At 57.6% G+C, this 20,421-nt stretch carries 9 protein-coding genes and 8 pseudogenes; 7 read left to right on the top strand and 10 right to left on the bottom strand.

Features of this window, described 5'->3' with window-relative positions:
• Positions 1-145: 145 nt before the first annotated feature.
• The 4 genes and pseudogenes from B0G74_RS06095 to B0G74_RS06110 form a co-directional block, all read left to right on the top strand.
• A pseudogene (locus tag B0G74_RS06095) lies at positions 146-797 on the top strand (IS5 family transposase); the annotation flags it as partial.
• Between the two features lie 263 nt (positions 798-1,060).
• Positions 1,061-1,880 (top strand): annotated as a pseudogene (locus tag B0G74_RS06100) (IS5 family transposase).
• Positions 1,881-2,106: 226 nt separating this feature from the next.
• A complete protein-coding gene (locus B0G74_RS06105) occupies positions 2,107-2,994 on the top strand; it encodes a DMT family transporter (protein WP_132374012.1) in 888 nt (295 codons plus the stop codon).
• Positions 2,995-3,322: 328 nt separating this feature from the next.
• Positions 3,323-3,676: pseudogene (locus B0G74_RS06110) on the top strand (IS110 family transposase); the annotation flags it as partial.
• Between the two features lie 29 nt (positions 3,677-3,705).
• Here the strand turns inward: B0G74_RS06110 and B0G74_RS06115 are convergent.
• The 3 genes and pseudogenes from B0G74_RS06115 to B0G74_RS06125 all read right to left on the bottom strand — a co-directional run.
• A pseudogene (locus tag B0G74_RS06115) lies at positions 3,706-3,828 on the bottom strand (transposase); the annotation flags it as partial.
• 460 nt (positions 3,829-4,288) lie between these two features.
• Positions 4,289-5,947, bottom strand: a complete 1,659-nt coding sequence (locus tag B0G74_RS06120; RefSeq protein ID WP_132374013.1) for a pyridoxal-phosphate dependent enzyme — start codon at positions 5,945-5,947, stop codon at positions 4,289-4,291.
• 1,133 nt (positions 5,948-7,080) lie between these two features.
• Positions 7,081-8,346 carry an IS256 family transposase gene (locus B0G74_RS06125; protein WP_132374010.1) on the bottom strand — a complete coding sequence of 422 codons (1,266 nt, stop codon included), beginning with the start codon at positions 8,344-8,346 and terminating at the stop codon, positions 7,081-7,083.
• Positions 8,347-9,278: 932 nt separating this feature from the next.
• Between B0G74_RS06125 and B0G74_RS06135 the strand changes: the two are divergent.
• Together B0G74_RS06135 and B0G74_RS06140 are read left to right on the top strand one after the other, a co-directional pair.
• Positions 9,279-9,557: pseudogene (locus tag B0G74_RS06135) on the top strand (transposase); the annotation flags it as partial.
• Between the two features lie 87 nt (positions 9,558-9,644).
• The gene (locus B0G74_RS06140) at positions 9,645-10,790 is read left to right on the top strand and encodes an IS110 family transposase (RefSeq protein ID WP_132374014.1); all 1,146 of its coding nucleotides are present in this window, start codon (positions 9,645-9,647) and stop codon (positions 10,788-10,790) included.
• Between the two features lie 360 nt (positions 10,791-11,150).
• On the opposite strand, the pseudogene B0G74_RS06145 reads toward B0G74_RS06140, so the two are convergent.
• Positions 11,151-12,545: pseudogene (locus B0G74_RS06145) on the bottom strand (IS701 family transposase).
• Between the two features lie 242 nt (positions 12,546-12,787).
• Positions 12,788-13,741, bottom strand: coding sequence for an IS5 family transposase (locus B0G74_RS06150; RefSeq protein WP_132374016.1), 954 nt, complete (start codon positions 13,739-13,741; stop codon positions 12,788-12,790).
• Positions 13,742-13,824: 83 nt separating this feature from the next.
• Here B0G74_RS06150 and B0G74_RS06155 point away from each other — a divergent pair.
• Positions 13,825-13,995 (top strand): annotated as a pseudogene (locus B0G74_RS06155) (transposase); the annotation flags it as partial.
• 47 nt (positions 13,996-14,042) lie between these two features.
• On the opposite strand, the gene B0G74_RS06160 reads toward B0G74_RS06155, so the two are convergent.
• The 5 genes and pseudogenes from B0G74_RS06160 to B0G74_RS06185 all read right to left on the bottom strand — a co-directional run bounded on the left by B0G74_RS06160 (position 14,043) and on the right by B0G74_RS06185 (position 20,181).
• Entirely contained in the window at positions 14,043-15,470 is a 1,428-nt protein-coding gene (locus B0G74_RS06160; protein WP_132374017.1) for an IS4 family transposase, read from the bottom strand.
• Positions 15,471-15,797: 327 nt separating this feature from the next.
• On the bottom strand, positions 15,798-16,883 hold the full coding sequence (locus B0G74_RS06165) for an IS110 family transposase (protein WP_132374018.1): 1,086 nt from the start codon (positions 16,881-16,883) through the stop codon (positions 15,798-15,800).
• Between the two features lie 445 nt (positions 16,884-17,328).
• The gene (locus B0G74_RS06175; RefSeq protein ID WP_132374020.1) at positions 17,329-17,676 is read right to left on the bottom strand and encodes a transposase; all 348 of its coding nucleotides are present in this window, start codon (positions 17,674-17,676) and stop codon (positions 17,329-17,331) included.
• Between the two features lie 332 nt (positions 17,677-18,008).
• On the bottom strand, positions 18,009-18,926 hold the full coding sequence (locus B0G74_RS06180) for a LysR substrate-binding domain-containing protein (RefSeq protein WP_132374021.1): 918 nt from the start codon (positions 18,924-18,926) through the stop codon (positions 18,009-18,011).
• 129 nt (positions 18,927-19,055) lie between these two features.
• Positions 19,056-20,181, bottom strand: a pseudogene (locus B0G74_RS06185) (IS5 family transposase).
• Between the last annotated feature and the right edge of the window lie 240 nt (positions 20,182-20,421).

A 20,421-nucleotide genomic window follows, 5' to 3' on the forward strand; every position in this document is an offset into this window, starting at 1 on the left:
GCAGTTGCTCCAGAGGACGAGAGAGCAGTTGAGTTTAAGAAAGGTTCTAAGGGGCCCCAAGAAGATGTTAAGGAAGGTCTGCAAAGTGCTAGATTTGATGGGCGCGTGGACTATCCTGGGAACAATGACAGAGCGAGGTGCCGCAATGACGCAACTGGGTCTTGGTTGGAAGCGTGAATTTCTCGACGAGATGCGACGCGTGGCGCCCCGGCTAAAGCTGATCGCGCTGATCGAGCCGCACTATCCGAAAGGCAGAACGGGACGGCCTCCGTTCTTAGCTGGGACCATGCTGCTGCAGATCCATTTCACGCAGCAGTGGTTCGGGTTGTCTGACCCGGCGATGGAAGAGCCACTATGCGACGTGCCGCTGTATCGCGACATCGCTGGACTGGATCGTGGGACGACACGTTTGCCGAACGAAAGTACGATCTTGCGGTTTCACCGTCTGCTAGAAGCTTATGGCCTGGCGGAGCAGATGCTCGCATTGATCAACGAAATTTTGAGCGAGAAAGGTTTGTTGCTCAGAACCGGGTCCGCAATCGACGCCACACTCGTTTCAGCGTCCAGTTCAACGAAAGACGGCTCCAGTACACGAGGCCCGGAAATTCGGTCGACGCAAAAAATGCGGCAACTGGTACTTCCGGATGAAGGTGCATATCGCCGTGGACGTAGAGTCGCACCTAGTTCGCACCGTCATCGGCGCGACGGCCAACGTCCACGACATCAACGCGACCGAAGCACTGCTGCACGGTGGAGAAGCAGATATGTATGCCGATGCTGCCTATCAGGGTATTGAATTTTGCGCTGGGTAACTCGTGGATGGTACGGAAGGCTATATAAAAGATGTGAATGCCATGGACGCTGACGTCCAGCGCATCGGAAGGGCGAGGTGTGATCGAACACGGTGTGTCACCGTGCCAGCAAGTTCTCAATCAATGCCGCTTCCGTGCCATTAGCAAAAGAACGGCGGAAAGAAACGGGTTATGCAGACCTTCTTTATAACGAATGAGGCTTCCGGCTCACCTTGCGCGACTTGATTTATGAGGCGAAGGAGAGGGGAATCCCGACCATTGATGGCGAATTGTGGAAACTGATCGAACAACTATTGAGGATCCGAAGCTTCGATACTCGAAGAATGCGGGCCGCGATCCGATACCAGATCACGCTGCGTTGACTGGCATTATCCTTTTGCAAGATCGGCCTGCGATGGCGCGACGTCCCCACAGAGATGGGATGCGGCACAGGTGTGTGACATGTTGAGGCCGCCTACGGGACTGGCAAGCGGTCGGCGTCTCGTTGCAGCTACATGAACGACTGCTTGCTCAGCTGCACGCAGACGAATCGATTTTTCCCGCGCGGTTGTCGACTCGTCATTGATTCGTGCAGTTGGGGCGGCGAAAAAATCGAACCGGACCCGGCCGATCGCGCGCTACCACGTTTGAAGCACCACATCACCATCGATGCCAACAGTATCGCAATCGCAGCTATCCTCACCGACACAAATAGTCACGATGCACACAACTGTTGCCGCTGATCGACGCCATTCGGCCGATTCGGGGTGTGTACGCGGCGTCCGCAACAAGAGCCGCGCGCCGTCTATGCCGATCGCGGCTACGATTCCGATGCACACCGAAAGCGACTGCGCGAGCGAGGCATCGAACCAGCGATCACACGAGGTCGCGCCGAAAACGGGACCTGTCTCGGCACGTACCGTTGGATCCTCGAGCGTACGCGTGCTTGGTTGCATCATTTCCATGCGTCTTCGCATTCGATTCGAACTTTGTGCTCACATTCACGAAGCATTCGTCGACCTTGGGGTGTTCTCTCATTGCGGAGCAGTCTTTATGAAACCGCCTTTTTGTCGATTCGGCCCTCTATGACGCTTTCTTGGCGAGCGTACGTACACGAGTGGGGTTGTAGGCCGTCTAGGTCAGGGCGAACAACTGCTCTAACCGTCTCGCGGCCGAGATACGTTTCCTACGGGATCCCGCTGACCGTCTTGCCGCACCCAAAGGTCCTCGCTGTGTCACGGTCCGATGTGCGGTGAATCATGGAAAGTTCATGCAATTCGCATGTCATCGAAGAGCTACCAATGGGTCTGACGAGATGTTGACGACTAAAAACCGGTCTTCTCATGCGCTGACTAGGCAGAAGTTGCGCGGGATTGCGTTCATGTCCTGCGCGACCTTTCTCTTTGCCGTGGCCCATCTAATTGCGAGGCTCATATCGGGAAGATACCCGGTAAACGAAGTAACGTTCTTCAGGATGCTGTTTGGATTGATCCCGGCTGCCTTCCTATTGAGGCTTCACAGTGGTCAATGGAAGGAACTGACGGCTCGCCGTTTCATCAGGCATTGTCTAAGAGCCGTCACGGTGCTTGGCGCAGTTGGTTCATTCTTTGCCGGCTTGCCATATCTGCCTTTGTCAACTGCTGTGACGCTCAAGTACACAGACGTAATCTTCATTGGTCTCTTCGCCATTGTGTTCTTGGGCGAACGCTTCCGTTTAACCACAGGGATAGCGACGATATCTGGATTTATCGGCGTGACTATGGTCTCATTCTCGCCTACAAGAAGCGACGCGCCGATGCTAGCGATATTCCTAATTCTGCTGAGTGCTATGTTTAACGCTGGTTCAGTTATCCAAATCAAGAAACTTTCCCTGAGCGATGAGCCGACTGAAATTGTTCTATACTTTACGATCATTGCGACCATTGTTAGCGGCATTTCTCTTTCTTTCGCTTGGACAACGCCGGGCTTAACGGATTTAGGGTACATGGTGCTATTGGGCGTGACTGCCGGTGTAGGACAACTTATGCTTACCATTGCCGTGGCAAGCACTACTACGTCCTTTCTCGCCCCGTTTAGCTACTTCGGGGTCGTGTGGTCAATCATTTTTGACTATCTTATTTGGGGAGAAAGCATTTCGCTACAGGCAGTGCTCGGATCGGTCATAATTATTGCAAGTGCACTCTATTTATCTTGTCGGGCCTGAATGCATCTATTGCGACCGCTCTAATTCGCAGCCTCACTCGCCTTTCGTAAGAACCGCCGCAGCAACGTCTTGACCAGCGATCGGGAGGCTCACGCAGTGGTGCGAGTTGATCCGCGACGACCCACGGAAGTAGTCGTGCAACGAGCCAAAAAGCGGGCAACGCGTGAACGCCGTGGGCTCGCCGCTGGGCGTGTGGATGCAGGCGCTGCTTAACTGGCTTAAACCCATCTCGTTACCGTGAAAGCTGGCTAGAAAATGAAAGATCCTATGTAGGACGGGGCTACGGAACCCGCACGACGCTGATCGTAAAATCAGCCGTGTAGCCGTACTCAAGGAACATCAACAGGCAACGCTTTGCCTGCATCGGACCCGACAAGGATTCGTCGAAGAGAGGACAGCGACCTACAACCGGTTGCGAGGCCTGCTCTCGGAATTCGGTGTAGTGCTGCCACAGAGCCCGAGAAGCTGCGCAGGTACATACCGAACATCTGGATACATTGCCAGGCTGGGCGAAGCGCAGCATCAGTGATCTGCTTGAGCATGCCGGCCATATCGAGGATCGCCTGCTCGAATACGACCGTGCGATCGCCGAGATTGCGCGCGAGGATGTGCGCAGCAAGAGGCCGATGCAGTTGCGCGGCGTCGGCCCACGGCCAGCGCGTTGCTCGCGACTATCGGTGCGCCAACGCTTACCGGCACAACAGAGGAACAGAGGAACACGCCGATCTGGCTGTTCTCCATACGGCCTGCCGTGCCACTGTACTGGCGTTGAACACCGGCCGAGGGCTGTCCCTTCTTGACGAAGCCGGTCTCGTCCACAATCAGCACCGCGTCACGCTTGTTACGTTTCGACGTAATGGCGCCATTACGGCGACAATGCCCGGCGCCAATGCGCCGAAAGGTAACAGTCTACGCGCGGCATGCCCGCCGGCTGCTCGGGATGATGGCAGGGTCCACTATCAGGTTGGAGATCCGCTGTGCGCTCACGCAGCGATGCAGCCAGAAACCATCGCCTCCTGCATCGTAGCAGTTGCGAACCGGAGTGTCGTCGGGCAGCTCGCAGCGCACCTTCGCTCTCGCAATCGCCTTCAGGACTGCCGCGGTATCGCTGGCAGCCACCGCACACCGGCTCGGCGAGCGAACGCCATCGCCAAGACAAAGCTTCTAGCTCCCGTCGCCCAGCTCGAAGGCGACATACAACGAGCCGACCACCTTTGCATCCTGTCCACTACGGGTCATGCCGGGCGTGTCCATTTGAGTGCTCTCACGAAGAAAACGGTTTGCACGTTCCGTGTTACTCGACAGGCTTCGCTTCTACTGCCCTCATAGTGTCTAATTTATATTGGAGGATATCTTGAGGACCGGCGGGGCCGCAGTAAGTTGCGCCAGTTTCTCGGAAGCCGCAGCTTACATAGATATGCCTGGCTATAAGATTTTTTCTATTGACCGCAAGCATCACGCGACTAATGTATGGTCGGTTGGACGCCACCCATTTGGAGATCAACTCGGTTGCCGCTTTTCCGTATCCGTTGCCTTGATATGAACGACCGATACGAAAGCTGTGCAAGGTGATAACATCTGGCGGTGCCCATTCTGGCAACGCAGATTTTTCGCGGAGCACAAAAAAGCCGACAATTTCATCTTGGACGACAATTCCGAAAGGGTGCTTCAGTTCCGAATTGTCACTGCTTTGAAGGCCCAAGAATACCGTGTGTAACGGCTCAACAAACTGCGCTTGTTCGGGCGCCAGTTCCAGATGAGCAAGGCTCGCGTCATCAAAATGAGACAAAGCCGTCAGTGTCACCCGACACGGTTCATTAGTTGACATAGTGGTATTGTGTTGCGGTTCAGAATCGCATTCGAAGGAGAGCGGTGTCGTCAACCGAGCGGGCGGGCTGATCACGCGATTTGAAGCTTTATCGACGAGACTAGATAGGACTTGATCTCGCGTCCGCCTATGCCAAGCATAGGTGGACCAGCCCTTCAACTCCTCCGTGGGCGCTTCGACGACTACTGGTTCCGGACGCATCGCTGCAGCCCCGCCAGGTGCGGTTGAGAGCCAATCTTTGTTATAGACCGTTTCTACATAACGGTGCCCCTCATCTGGAAAGATCGCGACGACTTTTTTGCCCGGATTCTTGCGTGACCACCAGTCGGCTACTCTATAGGCAGCGCCGCTGGTCGGCCCCATAAATAGCCCATGCTCTTTATGCAATAGGTTGGCGCCATGAAACGCTTCCGCAGCGGTCAGCCAATGAACTTCATCGAACTGTGTGTGATCGAGATTCGATGGAACGATTGCACCTCCTAGGCCACGGAGCTCGATCGGCTTTCCACCGGGTTGGCCGAACAGTACAGAATTTGGGGTGTCAACGCCAATCGCGCGTAATTCCGGAAAGAGGGGACGAAGAAACTTGGTTGTACCGCACATTGATCCCCCCGACCCGACGGGGCCAACCAGGCAATCGACTTTCCCGATCTTTTTGATTAGTAGTTCAGCAAACTTTCCATAGGCAAGCTGATTGTCGGGGTTGGAATACTGTGAGGGCCAAAAACTATCGGGTATTTCCCGAAGATATTCGGCCAGCCGATTTAACCTCGCCTGTTGAAGTCCGCCGCTGGGTGCCGGCGTTTGGACAATTTCTACATGTGTACCGAGTTCCGCAAGTCGTCTGTGAAGATGTCGGTCGATTGCCCAATCGCTTACAAGTGTGAATTTGTATCCGTATTGTACAGCTAGCATCGCTAAGGCAAGGCCGAAAGTACCAGACGATGACTCACAGATCGTGAATCCTGGCTTTAACTGTCCCTGTTCTACGGCTCTTTCCAGCATGAACCGCGCTGGGAGCAGCTTCATAAGGAAGAAGCTCGCGCCGTACAAATCGGCGCTCAGTTCAACGATTCGAGGATTCTCAAAATCCTCCAGATTTCGCATTAGGGTTCGACTAGACATTCATTCCTCCTGGACGCTTTGCTAAGCGTGGTTGATGGATGGATCCGATATTGGGTCGACAACTGGCCCACTGCGGGCCACCTGTGCCTTGGGCGATCCAAATTGCTTCGGCGCCGTTTAGATGAAGCTTTGACGGGATCCTTTTCATTGACACGATCGATTGCGGTAGCAGCGCGGCTCAACAAGTTGAGATCGGAAGCGATGCGTGGTTGAAGCGGGAGTGCTTGGAGTCAGAAACGTTTTGATCTCTACGTTGCATATTCAACCGGTCTGAGTTTAAAGTGTCGACAGCTTCCTTGAGCGTTGACCGATGTCAATCGATCGAAGTGATTTTCTGAAGGGCCATGTTGCGATTAGGTCCTATTGCACGAAGAGCAACGCCTGTCGTGAGAGCGGACTTGGAATTATGTGCAGACCTAGCATTCCCCGCGATCTCTATGACACGATTTGTCGGACGCCCCAGCATTCAAGAACAAAAATAGTGGTCAAAACATCCGCGATAGATAACGCCGTACCACGTGTGAGCGAGACGCTGACCGTAATTGCTAGATCCTACCGAGGCGTCTGCGCGGGAATCTCTGGAACGTGAGTGCTGCGGCCGCTTTGCTTTTCGCAACGTTCCAGAAGGGCGCTCACTGCAACCTCGCGATCCACCAAAAATTCGCCTTACGGTGGCTCCAAGGAAGCGGATCCGCAGTGCAACTGACCTCGCTCGTCCTCAAAAATGCCCTGAAGGAACTCACCGCGGTGTGCGATCGCCTCGCGCATTCTTGCTCCTGCTTGCATGACGAAGCTCCTTGCATGTCCCGATTTCGTGTCAGCCACAAATGGCGAATCAGTGTTTCACTTGAAAAACGTTTGTCGAGACTTTCCATCGCTCATTTCAAGATCCGTACCAGCTTTGATTGCAAAGCATCCGAGGAGGAAACCAGCTATCGGTCACGACCTGAAGCTCACGGTAGACAGTCGTGGACAACATTGGCATGTATCGAAGCCGACATGGTCGACAGTGGATGTGGGTTGCCAAACACTTCGTACACAGTGCTTTTTGTTCGCTGGTGATACCTGAGTCGTTCCTTTGTGCCCGAGCTAAGGTCAAGAGTGGTGTATGAGCAATTTGACGGCGGACGATTTCAAGCGGCGAATTTCTGCTGAACCGGCCGATCGTCTTGCACCGGTTCGCCGTCCTTGAAGGCAACGCCCTCGAGCAACAGCTTGATCTTTTCCGGGCCGTTGACACGGCGCCAGGTTTTCTCGGCTTCCTCGATCAGCTTGAACGCCAGTCCGAGGAAGGTTGGTCGCGATACGCAGTTACGCGTGCGCGTCGTACGGTGGCGCACCGTCGCGAACGTCGATTCAATTGCGTTGGTCGTGCGCAGATGCTGCCAGTGCTCGGCAGGGAATTCGTAAAACGCGAGCAAGGCCTCCCGGTCCTTCTTCAACGTCTCGGTCGCCTTCGGATATCTGGCCGCATAGATCGACACGAAACGATCGAACGCGGCGTGCGCGTCGGCGCGGGTCGCCGCCATCCAGATCGATTGCATGTCGGCCTTCGCGCGTGCCTGTTGCGACTTGGGCAGTGCGTTCATGACGTTTCCCATTTTATGAAACCAGCAGCGCTGGCCACGCGTGGTCGGAAACACCTCTTCCAGCGCCGCCCAGAAGCCCATTGCGCCGTCGCCGACCGCCAGCCGTGGGCCCGCCTTCAGACCGCGCTTTTTCAGGTCGAGCAGCAGTTCCAGCCACGACGCTTTCGTCTCGCGATAACCATCGCCGATCGCCACACGCTCTTTGCTCCCGTCCGGTTTCACGCCGATGATGACCAGCAAGCATTGTCCATCGGAGTTCTCACTGCGCAGCCCCGTGTGAATGCCGTCGACCCACCAATAGACGTAGTGCGACCCGGACATGTCACGACGGCTCCAGGCCACATGCTCGTCGGCCCATTGCGCCTTCAGCCGGCTCACCACGTTGGCCGACAAGCCCTTGGCATCATCGCCCAGCAGCACGCTCAACGCTTCGCCCATATCGCCCGTCGAAATACCCTTCAGATACAACCAGGGCAGCGCTGCGCTCACGCGAGGCGACTTCCTCACGTACGGCGGCACGATCGCCGAATTGAACTTCACGCCCGATCCCGATCGATCGCGCACCTTCGGCACCTTCACCGCAATCGGCCCGGCGGCCGTCAATACCTCGCGCTCTGGCAAGTAACCGTTGCGCACCACGGCGCGTTGCCCGTGCAAGGTCTTGACGTTCGCGAACCGCTCCATCAGCTCTGCCAGCTCCGCTTCGATCGCTTGTTGAATCACTTGCCGCGCCCCGTGACGAACCAATTCGTCCAGACCAAGCCCGACTCCCGATAGACCGACGACTGCTTTTTCCGTATCCTTGCTCATGGTGGATGGTTTGTTTGTTTGCTGGTTTCCGACTTCGACAATCAGATTCTCAGCTGAAACCTCCACCGCCTTCAACTTCCCGCCTCAACTCCCCCCGTACACCAGATTCGACTTTAGCTCTTTGTGCCCGCGAGATTGCAACTACTCAGTGGCCTCGTCCTCGCACGGCAAAAGTTTGATATGAACCGCCTAGGTGAGTAGCCCACGGGAATCGCACCCGCTGGCTCTCGCAGGTACTCCACCGCCTCCAGCCGAAGCACGTCGATTCCGGGAGTGCCCCATGTGGCGCCTGATCTTCTTTTCTACCCGGTCCTTGATGAAGCTGAAGCACTCGCTGGAATGTCCAACGGCGAAGTAATTTCACCCACCCGCGTAACACCGGATTGATCAGTTCTATCATCCGGTCTACCGGTTGCGACTCGTATCGCCGAAACACCGTAAGCGCTAAAAAGAGCACACCTAGCTTCGTCGGCTCCTAAGAGCGACGATCGCGTCCGCAATCTACATTTCAGACGCGGACCATGGGCGATGATGAGTTTGCTGCGTAGGCGACGGACGCTGTACGAGCCTTCGAGAAACCAGAAGATGCGCCGCAGGGCCTGCTCGTGAGTGGCGGATTCAACCGGTCGTTGCAACATCTCCTACTGTAGGTGTCAAATGGGACGCCCACGGGGGTGGGGATCGGAAGAAACGCGAAGACCAATGATGCGATCGCCTGGCAGGCCCAGGAGTTAACCGGCTAGAGACAAAGCGGGGGCGTTCTGGAGCTGTATCGCGAGGGATGAAGACCGAGGCTGCCCCGCTGACTTGTGGCGTGTCACAGCCTTTGGGGCCGAGATGGTTCCGTGAAGCGGGCGGAGTGCCGCCCATCGAACTAGCACCATGCTCCGAGAGTTACCTGTCTCTTTCTGAACGCGAGGAAATCGCGCGGCTATCCACAGGCCCATCTGAAGGACTTCAGGGGAACGTTGCAGTCCGATGCGTTCGCGGGGTACAACGCGATCTACGAGGATGGTGACGTGCGTGAGGCGGCATGTATGGCACACGCGCGCCGCAGATTCCACGATCTGTTCGTCGCGCGCAGAAACGAGGTCAACACTGAAGCGTTGCACCGGATCGGCGAACTGTACGCAATTGAGGCCGCGATTCGTGGCAGGCCACCGGACGAACGAAGAGGTGTCAGGCAGGAGCAGGCTCGTCCGCTAGTCAATGCCTTCTAGATACTATGAGGGCAGTAGAAGCGAAGCCTGAGGAGTAAAACGGAATATGCAAACCGTTTTCTTCATGGGAGCACGCAAATGGACACGCCCGGCATGACCCGTAGTGGGCAGGATGTAAAGGTGGTCGGCTCGTTGTATGTCGCTTTCGAGTTGGGCGACAGGAGCTGGAAGCTTTGTCTTGGCGATGGCATTCGCTCGCCGAGCCGGTGTACGGTGGCTGCCGGCGATACCGCGGCAGTCCTGAAGGCGATTGCGAGAGCGAAGGTGCGTTGCCGCCTGCCCGACGACGCTCCGGTTCGCAGCTGCTACGAAGCCGGACGTGATGGTTTCTGGCTGCACCGCTGGGCGAGCGCGCAGCGGATCTCCAACCTGGTAGTGGACCCTGCCAGCATCGAGGTAAGCCGGCGGGCACGCCGCGCGAAGACCGACCGGCTCGACGCCGACCGACTGCTCTCGATGCTGATGCGCTACCACGCAGGCGAGCGGCGGCTATGGGCGATCGCACGTATCCCGAGCCCTGAGCAGGAAGATCAACGGCGTGTGCATCGGGAACTCGGCCGCCTTCGGCAGGAGCGCACGGCGCACAGCAACCGTGTCCGCTCGCTGCTGGTGCTGCACAACCTGCGCACTGAACACATCGGTGGGCGCACCTGGGGACGCTGGTGGGCGGAACACGCTGCGCAGCTCCTGCCGGACCTGCGTGCCGAGATTGACCGTGAGCTCGAGCGGCTCGCTCTTGTCGCCCGGCAGATCAGGACGCTTGAGACAATGCAGGCTCATCAGGTGCGCAACGGCGAGCAACCGGCCATTGCCGGGCTGGCACGGCTGGCGGGCATTGGCACCGGCAGTGCATGGACACTCGTGAAGGAACTGTTCGGATGGCGGCGGTTTGGTAATCGCCGCGAGCTCGCCGGCTGTCTGGGCCTGGCGCCAACGCCATATGCAAGCGGCACCAGTGAAGTCGAACAGGGCATCAGCAAGGCGGGCAACAAGCGGGTGCGATGGCTGATGGTGGAGCTTGCATGGAGCTGGCTGCGCTTCCAGCCGGCCAGCGAGCTGAGCAAATGGTTCAACCAGCGCTTCGGCGCTGCGGGCAAGCGTTCGCGACGCATCGGCATTGTCGCGCTTGCGCGCCGTCTTGCAATCGCAATATGGCGCTATCTCGAACATGGCGAATTTCCGGCAGGGGCAAAGCTCAAACCGGTGACAGCGGCGGAGCTGTAACCTGAGCAGCGACCCTCATTCAACGCAGGTCAGGCAGGTTTGCGCACCCGGACAGTAAGAGGGTTGCCCGGCGGGTAACCGTAGTTTTAGATGGGGTGCCTCGGTAACGGAGTGGTCCCAGCGCTCTGCGCATGCGGTATGTGGTGACCGGCCTGGTGCCGGCACGGATAGAAGTTACACCGGGCAGACCGCCCGGATATCAGACACTCCGGCCTCTAACTTCCTGCTGAACAGTCACAAAGGATTCCAAACAGAAATAGATATCACACCACCTCAAATGGAGGCCGCTGACTTGAGGAAAGCAAATCGCTAAAGGGCTTGACTTCCCATGCCCCATAGAAGTCTTACTGTGTCATAAAGTCACCGCGTCTCACCGGACTTCGGCAGCATGGGCATACGTCGAGACTGGCGACAAGCCGCACGGTGAGTTGATAGCGAATGGTAGCGAGCGAATCAGCCGTGTGGCGTTGCGCGCGGCGAACTTCCCCTCGCAATGTAATCTTCGGGAACAGCAGGTGTCTGGCGTGCTGCGAAGTTTTTTTTGGCGCTGACCGGAGTGCCGGTAGCGAGACGTTCAGCGAGCAGAAACCCGTAGGCCGCAATGGCCAGGGCTGCATGGTGATGAAATCCGCGCCACCCTCGACCTTCGTAGTGCCCCAGCCCCAGTTCCTGCTTCAGATCCTGGTAGTCCCGTTCAATGCGCCAGCGCATATGTGCGGACGCCACGAGTTGCGCCAGGCCGGTGTCGGCCGGCAGATTGGAGAGGTAGTATTTCAGCGGGTCTGCGTCGTCAGCGGGCCACTCGATGAGCAGCCACTGCTCGGGGCGTAACCGCGCCTTGCCGGTATTGCCACCCGCGTGGCGCACACGAACCGCTGCGAAACGCCCGCTGAGTGTTTCGTTCGAACCCTCGCGCCGACTGAGCGTCGTGAAGGCAGTAGCAGGCAGTGAATGGGCCAGTTTTTTCACGTTCACCGGTTGCCGGGAGGGCGTACGGCGGGGCACCACAGGCGGGCGCCCCATGCCGCCATATGGTTTCGGCGGCAATGGTTCGACGCCCGGTGGCCAGACCACCAGCGACGACGTGATACCGACCACGTAAGCCAGGCCCAGATCGTCCAGACGTTGCCGGAACGCGTTATCGATGCCGTAACCTGCATCCGCGAGCACGCAGTGCCGCGGTGCCCCGGCAGCCAGTAAGGTCTCGATCTGCCGCAGTGCAATCTGCGCCTTGGTCTCAAACCCGATATGCGCAGGAATGCCGGCTCTCGCGCGCCGCGCGTCATCCTCTGCCCACTCTTGCGGCACATAGAGTTGCCACGCCACCGGAATGCTGGCCTGCTCGCAGGCCAGGGAGACACTCACCGCGATCTGGCAATTATCCTGTTTCCCGAGCACGCCGCAGTACTGGCGCGCCACGCCTACCGAATGACGGCCCTTCTTCGGGAAGCCCGTGTCGTCCACTATCCAAAAGCCGCCGGCGGAAAAGTCCATTCGCGGCACGACCCACTGACAGACCCGACGCAGCAGTTCATCGTCCGACCAGTCGGCCTTCGCAACGAAGTGGTGCAAGGCCTGATGCCGCGCGCTGGCGTGAAGCGGGTCAACACTGGCGGCCATCGGTTCGACGCTCTTGCGCGTCAATGGCAGCATCAGGCCGGTGCAATAGGCCTTCAGGCCCGCGTGCCGGTCCGCATGACCCAGGCCTCCAGCCAGATGCTCGATGTACTGCTCAAACCGGCTTTGCGCGTTCATTGATCCTCGCCTTATGCCTGGATATCCTTATTGTATTTGACGATCAGGGTTTTCGGTATCGAACACGCCAATTTGTGACACAGTAAGATTAGGGAAGGTCTGCACAACTCGTTTTCAGAGCGCTGATTTTTTGACACTTGGGGCGTATCAGCCGTAAGCGTCTGCTGGCAGGTTGTTCGTCTGGCTTTTCAGGTATGACGACCTCCGTTTGCCGAGACTCACGGCCTTTACCTCCGAGCGTTTCACGCCTTGCGTAATGCCTTGCGTGCCATCCAGAGGTTGCCCAGCGCAAACAGTGTCGTGATCTGCGCGGTGTTCTTCAACAATCCCCGGTACCGCGTCTTCGTATAGCCAAACTGCTGCTTGAGCACGCGGAACGGATGTTCAACCTTGGCGCGCACGCCAGCCTTCAGACGCTCAATCTGGTTGTATATCGCGTCCAGACGATTGTTCAGGTCCAGTTGTCGACGCTTGCCTGGTCGCATCGCTACATGCCAGCGTACCGGGTTCGCCTGACAGCGCTTCTCAATACCCTGATATCCGGCGTCAGCGTACACATCCTTTTCCTGGCCGTGCAACAGCGCTTCGGCCGCAATGATGTCGTGGACGTTGGCCGCCGTACCAATGACGGTGTGGACCAGACCCGACTCCGCGTCCACGCCGATGTGGGCTTTCATCCCGAAGTACCATTGATTTCCCTTCTTCGTCTGGTGCATCTCCGGGTCCCGTGTACCGGAGCCGTTCTTCGTCGAACTGGGTGCGGAAATCAAGGTCGCGTCGACCGCCGACCCTGCCTTCAACATCAAGCCTTTCTCGGTCAGGATCTCATTGACCAGCGTGAGCATCTGCGCGGCCAGGCCGTGCGTTTCGAGAAGGTGCCGGAACCGCAGAATCGTGCTCTCGTCCGGCAAACGCGTCATACCTTCGTTCAGCCCCGCAAACTCGCGATACAGCGGCACGTCATAAAGCGCCTCTTCCATCGCAGGGTCTGACAGACCAAACCACTGCTGCATGAAGTGGATCTGCAGCATCGTCGCAACCGGAAATGGTGGCCTTCCAGTCTTGCCCCTCGGATAGTGCGGTTCGATCAACGCAATCAACCTTGACCATGGCACAACGCGCCTCATCTCATCGAGAAATTCCCGCTTGCGCGTACGTTTCGTTGAAAGATCCAGACCAAGACCGAGCTGTGTCATCGACGAACTTCTTTAACTCGCGTTCTCCCAGGATAGGCCAACCAGACTTCAACGCCAGGACTTTTGCAGACTTTCCCTAGATCTGGCTGCGCTCGACATTGGGTACGGTGTCGCAAAAAGGCGATACCGCCAAAGCTATCAACTACGCGCTGAATCAGTGGGTAGCGCTCACGCTGTACCTCGATGACGGCGCCGTAGAAATCGACAACAACGCAGCCGAACGCGCTTTTCGTGCCGTCGCTCTCGGCCGGAAAACTTGCTGCACTTCGGTTTCGACGTAAGCGCGTCTTCATTCTTGCAATTACCCACTTCGATTCAGGGCGAGTTCATAACCTAGTTGAATATCGGTGAGGCGCCGCATGCCACGCCACACGACGGTATTACCTGGTGGCGCATCACTGGCTCGGCCCAGATAGCCTCCAAGCCGGGCGACCTTGATAAGGTTTCGCAGGAGCGGTGGTGCCTGCGCGGTAAGCGGCAAGTCAGGGACTATGCACTCGAGCAATTCTATTTCCGTTGAGGTGAAGGCTGCCTCAGCTGGAGCTTGCGGCGCACATCGGCTGATCATTGTCAGCCAGAATATGCGCGAGCTCAGGATGCAGAATACGGAGATAAGGTTCGCAAGTCGATCGACGGTGCGTAGCTTCGAGTCCTCGGCCTTGCATCCGGATTTGAGAATCTTGTGGAACGTTTCGATCTTCCAGCGCATGGCGTACCAGTCGAGCTTCTCGATTGCTTCTGCACGCGATTGGACCGGGAGATTGGTCAGCAGCTTCCACTCGATGCCAGGACGCCCGGGCGGCACATCGCGCTCTTTCGCGTGGATCACCGTGAGTTGCAGCGCCGGGTAGCGGCCTTGCTTGCCGATGGGCGGCAGCACCGTCATGCGTTGGTATCGAAGCTCAAGGGTTACGGTCATCGGATGCCCCTTCGCATCACGAATCTCGACACGATGCAGTCCTTTGACCTTGACCTGCACCATCTCGTCTGCGATGGTGTGATTTCCATCGCCGGCGAGTCGGTCAACGCAGGTCCGCACGAGAAAGTAAGTGCTCAGATCGTACGCTGTACAAAACAGTTCGTAGATGTCACTTTCCCGATCGCCAACGTGAATGCAACGCACCGGGTCGCCGAGCAGCGCCGTTGACTGGCGCATGTTCTCCAGCCAGCGGTAACTCTCCTTCTCTTCAATTGGTACGCGTGTAGGATTGACGTGCCGCTTCAGCGCGGTAGTACCCTTGAACCTGCTTCGGGTCCAGAATTTTACGGCGGCCAGACCCAGCGGCAATCCCTCGGCAGTAACTACCGGACTCGAATGCATCAGGATGCCGCATTGTGTCAGCGGCCTTAGCGAGCCATTTTTTCCACGCTTGATGGCCATCTTGCCTGTATAGCCGATCAGCTCCGGGCGCTCCCGCTGATACGAGAATGTCGTCGTATCCTGAAGGATAAGAATGGGGCCCTGCGTCGACTTGAAGCGCTCTGCACTCGCATGGAAGTGACCGCTCAAGATCTCCTGCTCGCTGACCCGCTGATTAGACAGGAATCGGTAAGCGGCCTTCGTTGAAGACCAATCCTGACATGCAAAAGGGATCGTTTGGCCTATGCCGGACCACAACCGTTCCAGGACCATGCCAAAGCGTTTGCACAATCTGGCATCCTGATACCTGCTCGCCTCGATCTCCTTCTCGAACCAGGCTCGCTCGTCTGCCCGCTCTTCTTTAGCCATCTCGCTCGCGCAATGACTATAACGCGTGCCAGGTTACCAGGTTTCGTGGCTGAAATGTGGGTAATCACAAGGCTGGTGCCGCGCTTACGTATCGACTGCGGCGGCGAACGCGGGGCCGCTATCTACACTCTGGTTGGTACCGCGCTATGCCGGATGCGGCATAGGGCAGAGGATTTTTTGGTTAGCGATCGCGGCCGCAGAGGCATAACGGAGCCGATCAGGATCACCACCAGAAGCACTCAGATACTTACTATTCACGTCATAAACATTTGGTGTTTCGACGACCCCTTGAACCTAAGCTGGCAACCTTGGACGCCCTTCTAAAGGTCAAGGGGCAATTTGAGTCTGTGTGATCTGGCGGTTGCGTTGCTGGATTACGTAGTAGACCTCCCGCGCGATATAGCGCTTGAGGCAGCGGATCGCTTCAAGTTTCGAATGCCCCTCGCTGACGCGTTTGGCGACATAGGCCTTTGTGCGAGCGTCGGTTCTCAGGCGACCAATGGCAATGATGTGCAAGGCGCTGTTGGCTGCGCGATCCCCACCGCGATTTAGTCGATGTCGCGTCACCTTACCGGAAGACGCCGGGACGGGGCTCACGCCACAAAGGGCGGCGAAGCTGGCCTCTGACTGAAGCCGGTCGCTGTTGTCGCCAGCGGTCAGTAACAGTTGCGACGCCGACTCGTAACCAATCGAATTCCGCGAGACAAGGTCGGGGGCAAGTTCGTCCACGAGCGTCGCGATCATGACGTCGAGGTCGGCAATCTCGTCGTGCAACTCCAGATACCGACGTCCCAGTGACTTCAGTGCAATTCGGCAAGCAGAGGTCAGGTTCCGATAGTCGGACAGATCCGGACGCCACGCCGCCAATGTTCGGATGAGCTGCATCCGTGTCATCGCGCGTAGTGATTCACGTAGCTCATCGGGCGCACTGATGATGGTACTGTGGATCAGCTGCAAAGCAACGCGACGCGCCGAAATGGCCGTCTTCCGGCACACTTTCAGAACGCGCAGCGATTCGATCATGCCATCGCGCGTCTTGGGCGTGACCGTACGCACGCCGGCGAAGGCAGCATGAGCGGCGTTGTAGGCATCCAGCGTATCGTCCTTGCCACGTCTGCGCCGGTCGCTTCTATCCGGCGCGGTGACCTCCAGCACAGTTACATGGGCTTGTTGCAGGTAGCGCAGTAAGCCCGCGCCATAGCTTCCGGTGCACTCGACGCCCACCCGGACGAGCTCACCGAACGAGCGCATCCAAAGCAACATCTGCTTGTAGCCGTGCCGGGTGGTTGGGAAAGATTCGCTGCCGAGAATGCGATCATGTTCATCAACGACAGCCGCGAAATGCAGATCCTTGTGCGTATCAACGCCGCCTACGATGCTGCGACGGCCAGCAGTAGGCAGTTCTTCTGTCATACGGCCTCGCTCCGGTTGCCGATGGGGTATGGGCGATCTCACCGACATCGAGTACCTGGACAAGACAGTAAAGTGACAGGGCGTCAGGCCCTTCTTGAGTCACACGTATCGACGAGGTGAAACCTCGCCGTTCGGCAGTTCCAGAGGACCGACGGGTCCAGGGCAAGACATTGAGTCGATCGGAGTGTGGGTCAGGTCGCCCGGAACGCTCTACGGCACCAGACCTCTCCCGAAAGCCCCCACTTTCGAAACGGTGACTGCCCGGAAACATCTGGTACCCGTATTCTTACTATCGGAATGGTGAATGACGTGCTCAGGCCGCGGCTGAAACAACGCCATGTCCAAGGCACGTAGCATCAGCTCGGGGTACAGGTGATTGGACATCGCCCAGCCGACAATGGGCCGGCTGAACACGTCGAGCATCACGCCCAGATACAGGAACCCCTCACCGGTCGGGATGTAGGTGGCGTCCGCCACCCACAGCACATGCGCGCGCTGGCATGAGGGCCCCGCTCTCCCGGGCGAACCAGGCCGCCGCGTGAGAGAGGATGTCGCGCTCCATCACGAGCTGACCCACCTTGCGGCGTAGTCGCGTGAGTTCTTGCCGCTCGGCCCTAGTGAGTCCGTCGTGACGCACGCCGCTGTCGCGATCGGCCCGCGCGACCCAGTTGATGATGCTCTGCGTCGCCGGCTCGAATTCGCGCGCCAACTCCTCGGGCGTACGTCCCGCCTTCACCAGCTCGACCAAGTGGGCCCGAAATTCCGCCGGGAACGGGGTACGATGCTTGCCCATGTCGGCACCTCCTTCAAAAAGGATAGGTGTCCGTTTTTGCGGGTCAACCTCACAGTGTCGGCTCTTCTCGGTCACCCGGTTGAACCGCGCATAGGGAGGGTGTGTTGTCCCGAAGCTTCGAACCCGACCGCGTTACCAGTCGCGCACGTCCGGGTAGCCGACTGCTGGTCGCACAGCAGGTCACAATTCCAACCTGTAATGTTCCGGGATTGAACGTGACAAGGCAGCATCGACCTTTACCATCCATTGAGTTTTGGCGTCCATTGCTGCATGCCGAATAACGCTCGGCGGACGGCGACACGTGTTGCATACGGCTGCTGTACTAACACAGTCTAGTCTGCGATGCCGCTCTCGCGCAGCGAGTCAAGGGTCACTGTCTTCTCATCCTCCATGGCCTGAATGAAGCCTACTGCGAGCCTGCTGGGCTGCCGGTAACTCGGCGTAAGAAGGATTATGGCTATTTTGATCGGGAACTCGAGTGGTTTGAAAAGGATATTTTTGTAACGTCTTTCCAAAAACATCAACGGATTCGTGATTGCAATGCCGATGCCGTTAGCGACCATCGCGCATAGCACGGAACTCGATTGAGATTCCGCAACCAGGTTTCGTTTGACATTACGAGCCGCGAAGGCGAGATCAATCACATGACGGGTAGGATCTTCAAGCGCAAGTGATATGAAGCGCTCATTCTCGAAGTCAGCCTCGGTAAGCGATTGTCTGCGAGCCAACCGATGTCCTTTAGGCAAAACCGCCACGGCGTCGAGGGTCAGAAATGCCGTCGAAGAGACCCCCGAAAAGCCATCTTTAGGCCCCGCATAGCCGATTTCACATAGACCACCGGATGTGTACTCCCAAACTTGGCTGCTCGGTCTCGCTTGAAACGAAATCGTTGCTTCTGGGAAGTCAGTGATAAACCGGCGCATTGCGCGTGGCGCAAAGTCGAACGAGAGTGCCATAAGACTGGCTATGCGCAGCCTGCCAGTCCCGAACTCTTTTATGTCTCGCGCTGCTTGTCGGAGGCGATCAAGTCCGACGAAGCTGTGCTGGACTTCCCGAAAGAAAGCCACGCCTTCGTCTGTCGGCGCTACCCGTTGCTTCTCGCGATTGAAAAGCGCGAAACCAATGTCTTCCTCAAGGCCTGCGATCGCCCGACTGATGTTTGGCTGAGCCATACCCAGTGCGGCCGCTGCGCGGTTTATGCCGTTGTGCAACATGACTGCGCGAAATAGCTCGATTTGACGTACGTCCATTTTTGCCCCCCAACAGGCTGTTGAAATACACCTCGCCGAGGCGCGGTGGTTCCTTCGAATGAACCGTCGCGCTGGTTCGTTCGGGTGATTTGGTTCTGCACTTCCTTAATTCGGGCAAAACCAATGTTGTCATCTCGCCGTTCTGCGCGCCTTTGCCGCTTTAGCGGCGAGCGTGCGCATGCGAGTCAGGTTGTAGTCCGCCTGAGTCGATATGAAGAGCTGTTCAATTCGCTCGCGGCCGCGATACATCGCCTGCCGAATTCGGCCCACCGTCTTGCCCAGCTAAAGACCTGCTCGATGCATTTGCGTTTGCGCTGACTGATGGCGTAGCAGGGCCAGCGTGTTGTACGGCCGTCAATCGCCGAACCACCAGTGCGACCATCGTTTCGTGCCACATGCGGCGTCACGCGATTTGCGCGGCACGTCGCTAAAAAGCCCGCCGAGTCGTAGTTCATGTCGGCGCTGACCGTGGTGGGCGCACCAGCAACGCGCGCGGCGTCCGCGAGCATTTCGGCTGCGGCGTCGCGCTCAGCCGTGCCATTGGCCTGCGTAACCTGTGCATTCACCACCAAGCCATGTCGGTTATCGCTCAACACGTGCCCTAGGTAGCAGAGCAGCGCACCGGTGCGGCGACTCTTGCGAAACAGCCTCGCGTGGCCGTCCGCGCTCGATTCATGCCTGTCGTTGCTGCGCTTCTCGCCGTACCAGTTCTCTCGCACGCGGGCACCGTCATCGGGCGGCGCGTCGTCGTCCGGTCTGTCTTCACGCACGGAGCTTTTATGTCCGGCCCAGCCCTAAATCAGCGTGCCGTCCACGCTGAAATGCTCCTCCGACAGGTAGCCGCGTGCATGCGCCGTCTCGACCGTTTCGTTGATCAGGCGCACGATGACATCGTGAGTCAGTAGTCGGTCGCGCTTCTTGCTGAAGCCGAGTGGCCCCACACTGTATCGTCCATCGTCAACCCCACGAACCAGCAGAACAGCATATTGTATGAAATCCGCTCCATCAGCATACGTTCGCTGCGAACCGAACACAGCACTTGCAGCAACGGCGCCGGAGTCAGTTTCTCCGGCGCAATGCTTGGCCGCCCGCCTTTCACATCGCTGTCATACATGCCAGAGAACACCTGGTGCATGCCCTTGAGCGCAACGTTCAGCCAGGCGCGAATCGGTCGCAACGGATGATTGGCCGGTGCGAAGTGATCCAACCTCGCCACGGTGAACATCGACTCGGTGTGGCCGTCCTTCCTGCGCATCGTTTCTTCTCAGTGTTGTTCGATTCTTCGTTTCAACGTTCACCCCTCCTGCCCGGATGACTGCCGCAGGAAGCTTTTTCAACAGCCTGCGAAACGAAATCTCCCATCTATCCTGTGCCGGCAGCGAATTTGACCGGTCCCGATGATACAGGAGCATTTTGGCCTCGACGGCGTATCAGGTCGAAGCTTGACCGTCGCCCGTCTCTCACCTTGCAAATGCAATAATATCAACAATGAATC

The organism is Paraburkholderia sp. BL9I2N2 (assembly GCF_004339745.1).
Classification (GTDB): Bacteria; Pseudomonadota; Gammaproteobacteria; order Burkholderiales; family Burkholderiaceae; genus Paraburkholderia.

Excerpts from the sequence above, each read along its gene's own strand:
- B0G74_RS06105 (WP_132374012.1), top strand. The coding sequence starts at position 2,107 with ATGTTGACGACTAAAAACCGGTCTTCTCATGCGCTGACTAGGCAGAAG.
- B0G74_RS06120 (WP_132374013.1), bottom strand. The coding sequence starts at position 5,947 with ATGTCTAGTCGAACCCTAATGCGAAATCTGGAGGATTTTGAGAATCCT.
- B0G74_RS06125 (WP_132374010.1), bottom strand. The coding sequence starts at position 8,346 with ATGAGCAAGGATACGGAAAAAGCAGTCGTCGGTCTATCGGGAGTCGGG.
- B0G74_RS06140 (WP_132374014.1), top strand. The coding sequence starts at position 9,645 with ATGGACACGCCCGGCATGACCCGTAGTGGGCAGGATGTAAAGGTGGTC.
- B0G74_RS06150 (WP_132374016.1), bottom strand. The coding sequence starts at position 13,741 with ATGACACAGCTCGGTCTTGGTCTGGATCTTTCAACGAAACGTACGCGC.
- B0G74_RS06160 (WP_132374017.1), bottom strand. The coding sequence starts at position 15,470 with ATGGCTAAAGAAGAGCGGGCAGACGAGCGAGCCTGGTTCGAGAAGGAG.
- B0G74_RS06165 (WP_132374018.1), bottom strand. The coding sequence starts at position 16,883 with ATGACAGAAGAACTGCCTACTGCTGGCCGTCGCAGCATCGTAGGCGGC.
- B0G74_RS06175 (WP_132374020.1), bottom strand. The coding sequence starts at position 17,676 with ATGGGCAAGCATCGTACCCCGTTCCCGGCGGAATTTCGGGCCCACTTG.
- B0G74_RS06180 (WP_132374021.1), bottom strand. The coding sequence starts at position 18,926 with ATGGACGTACGTCAAATCGAGCTATTTCGCGCAGTCATGTTGCACAAC.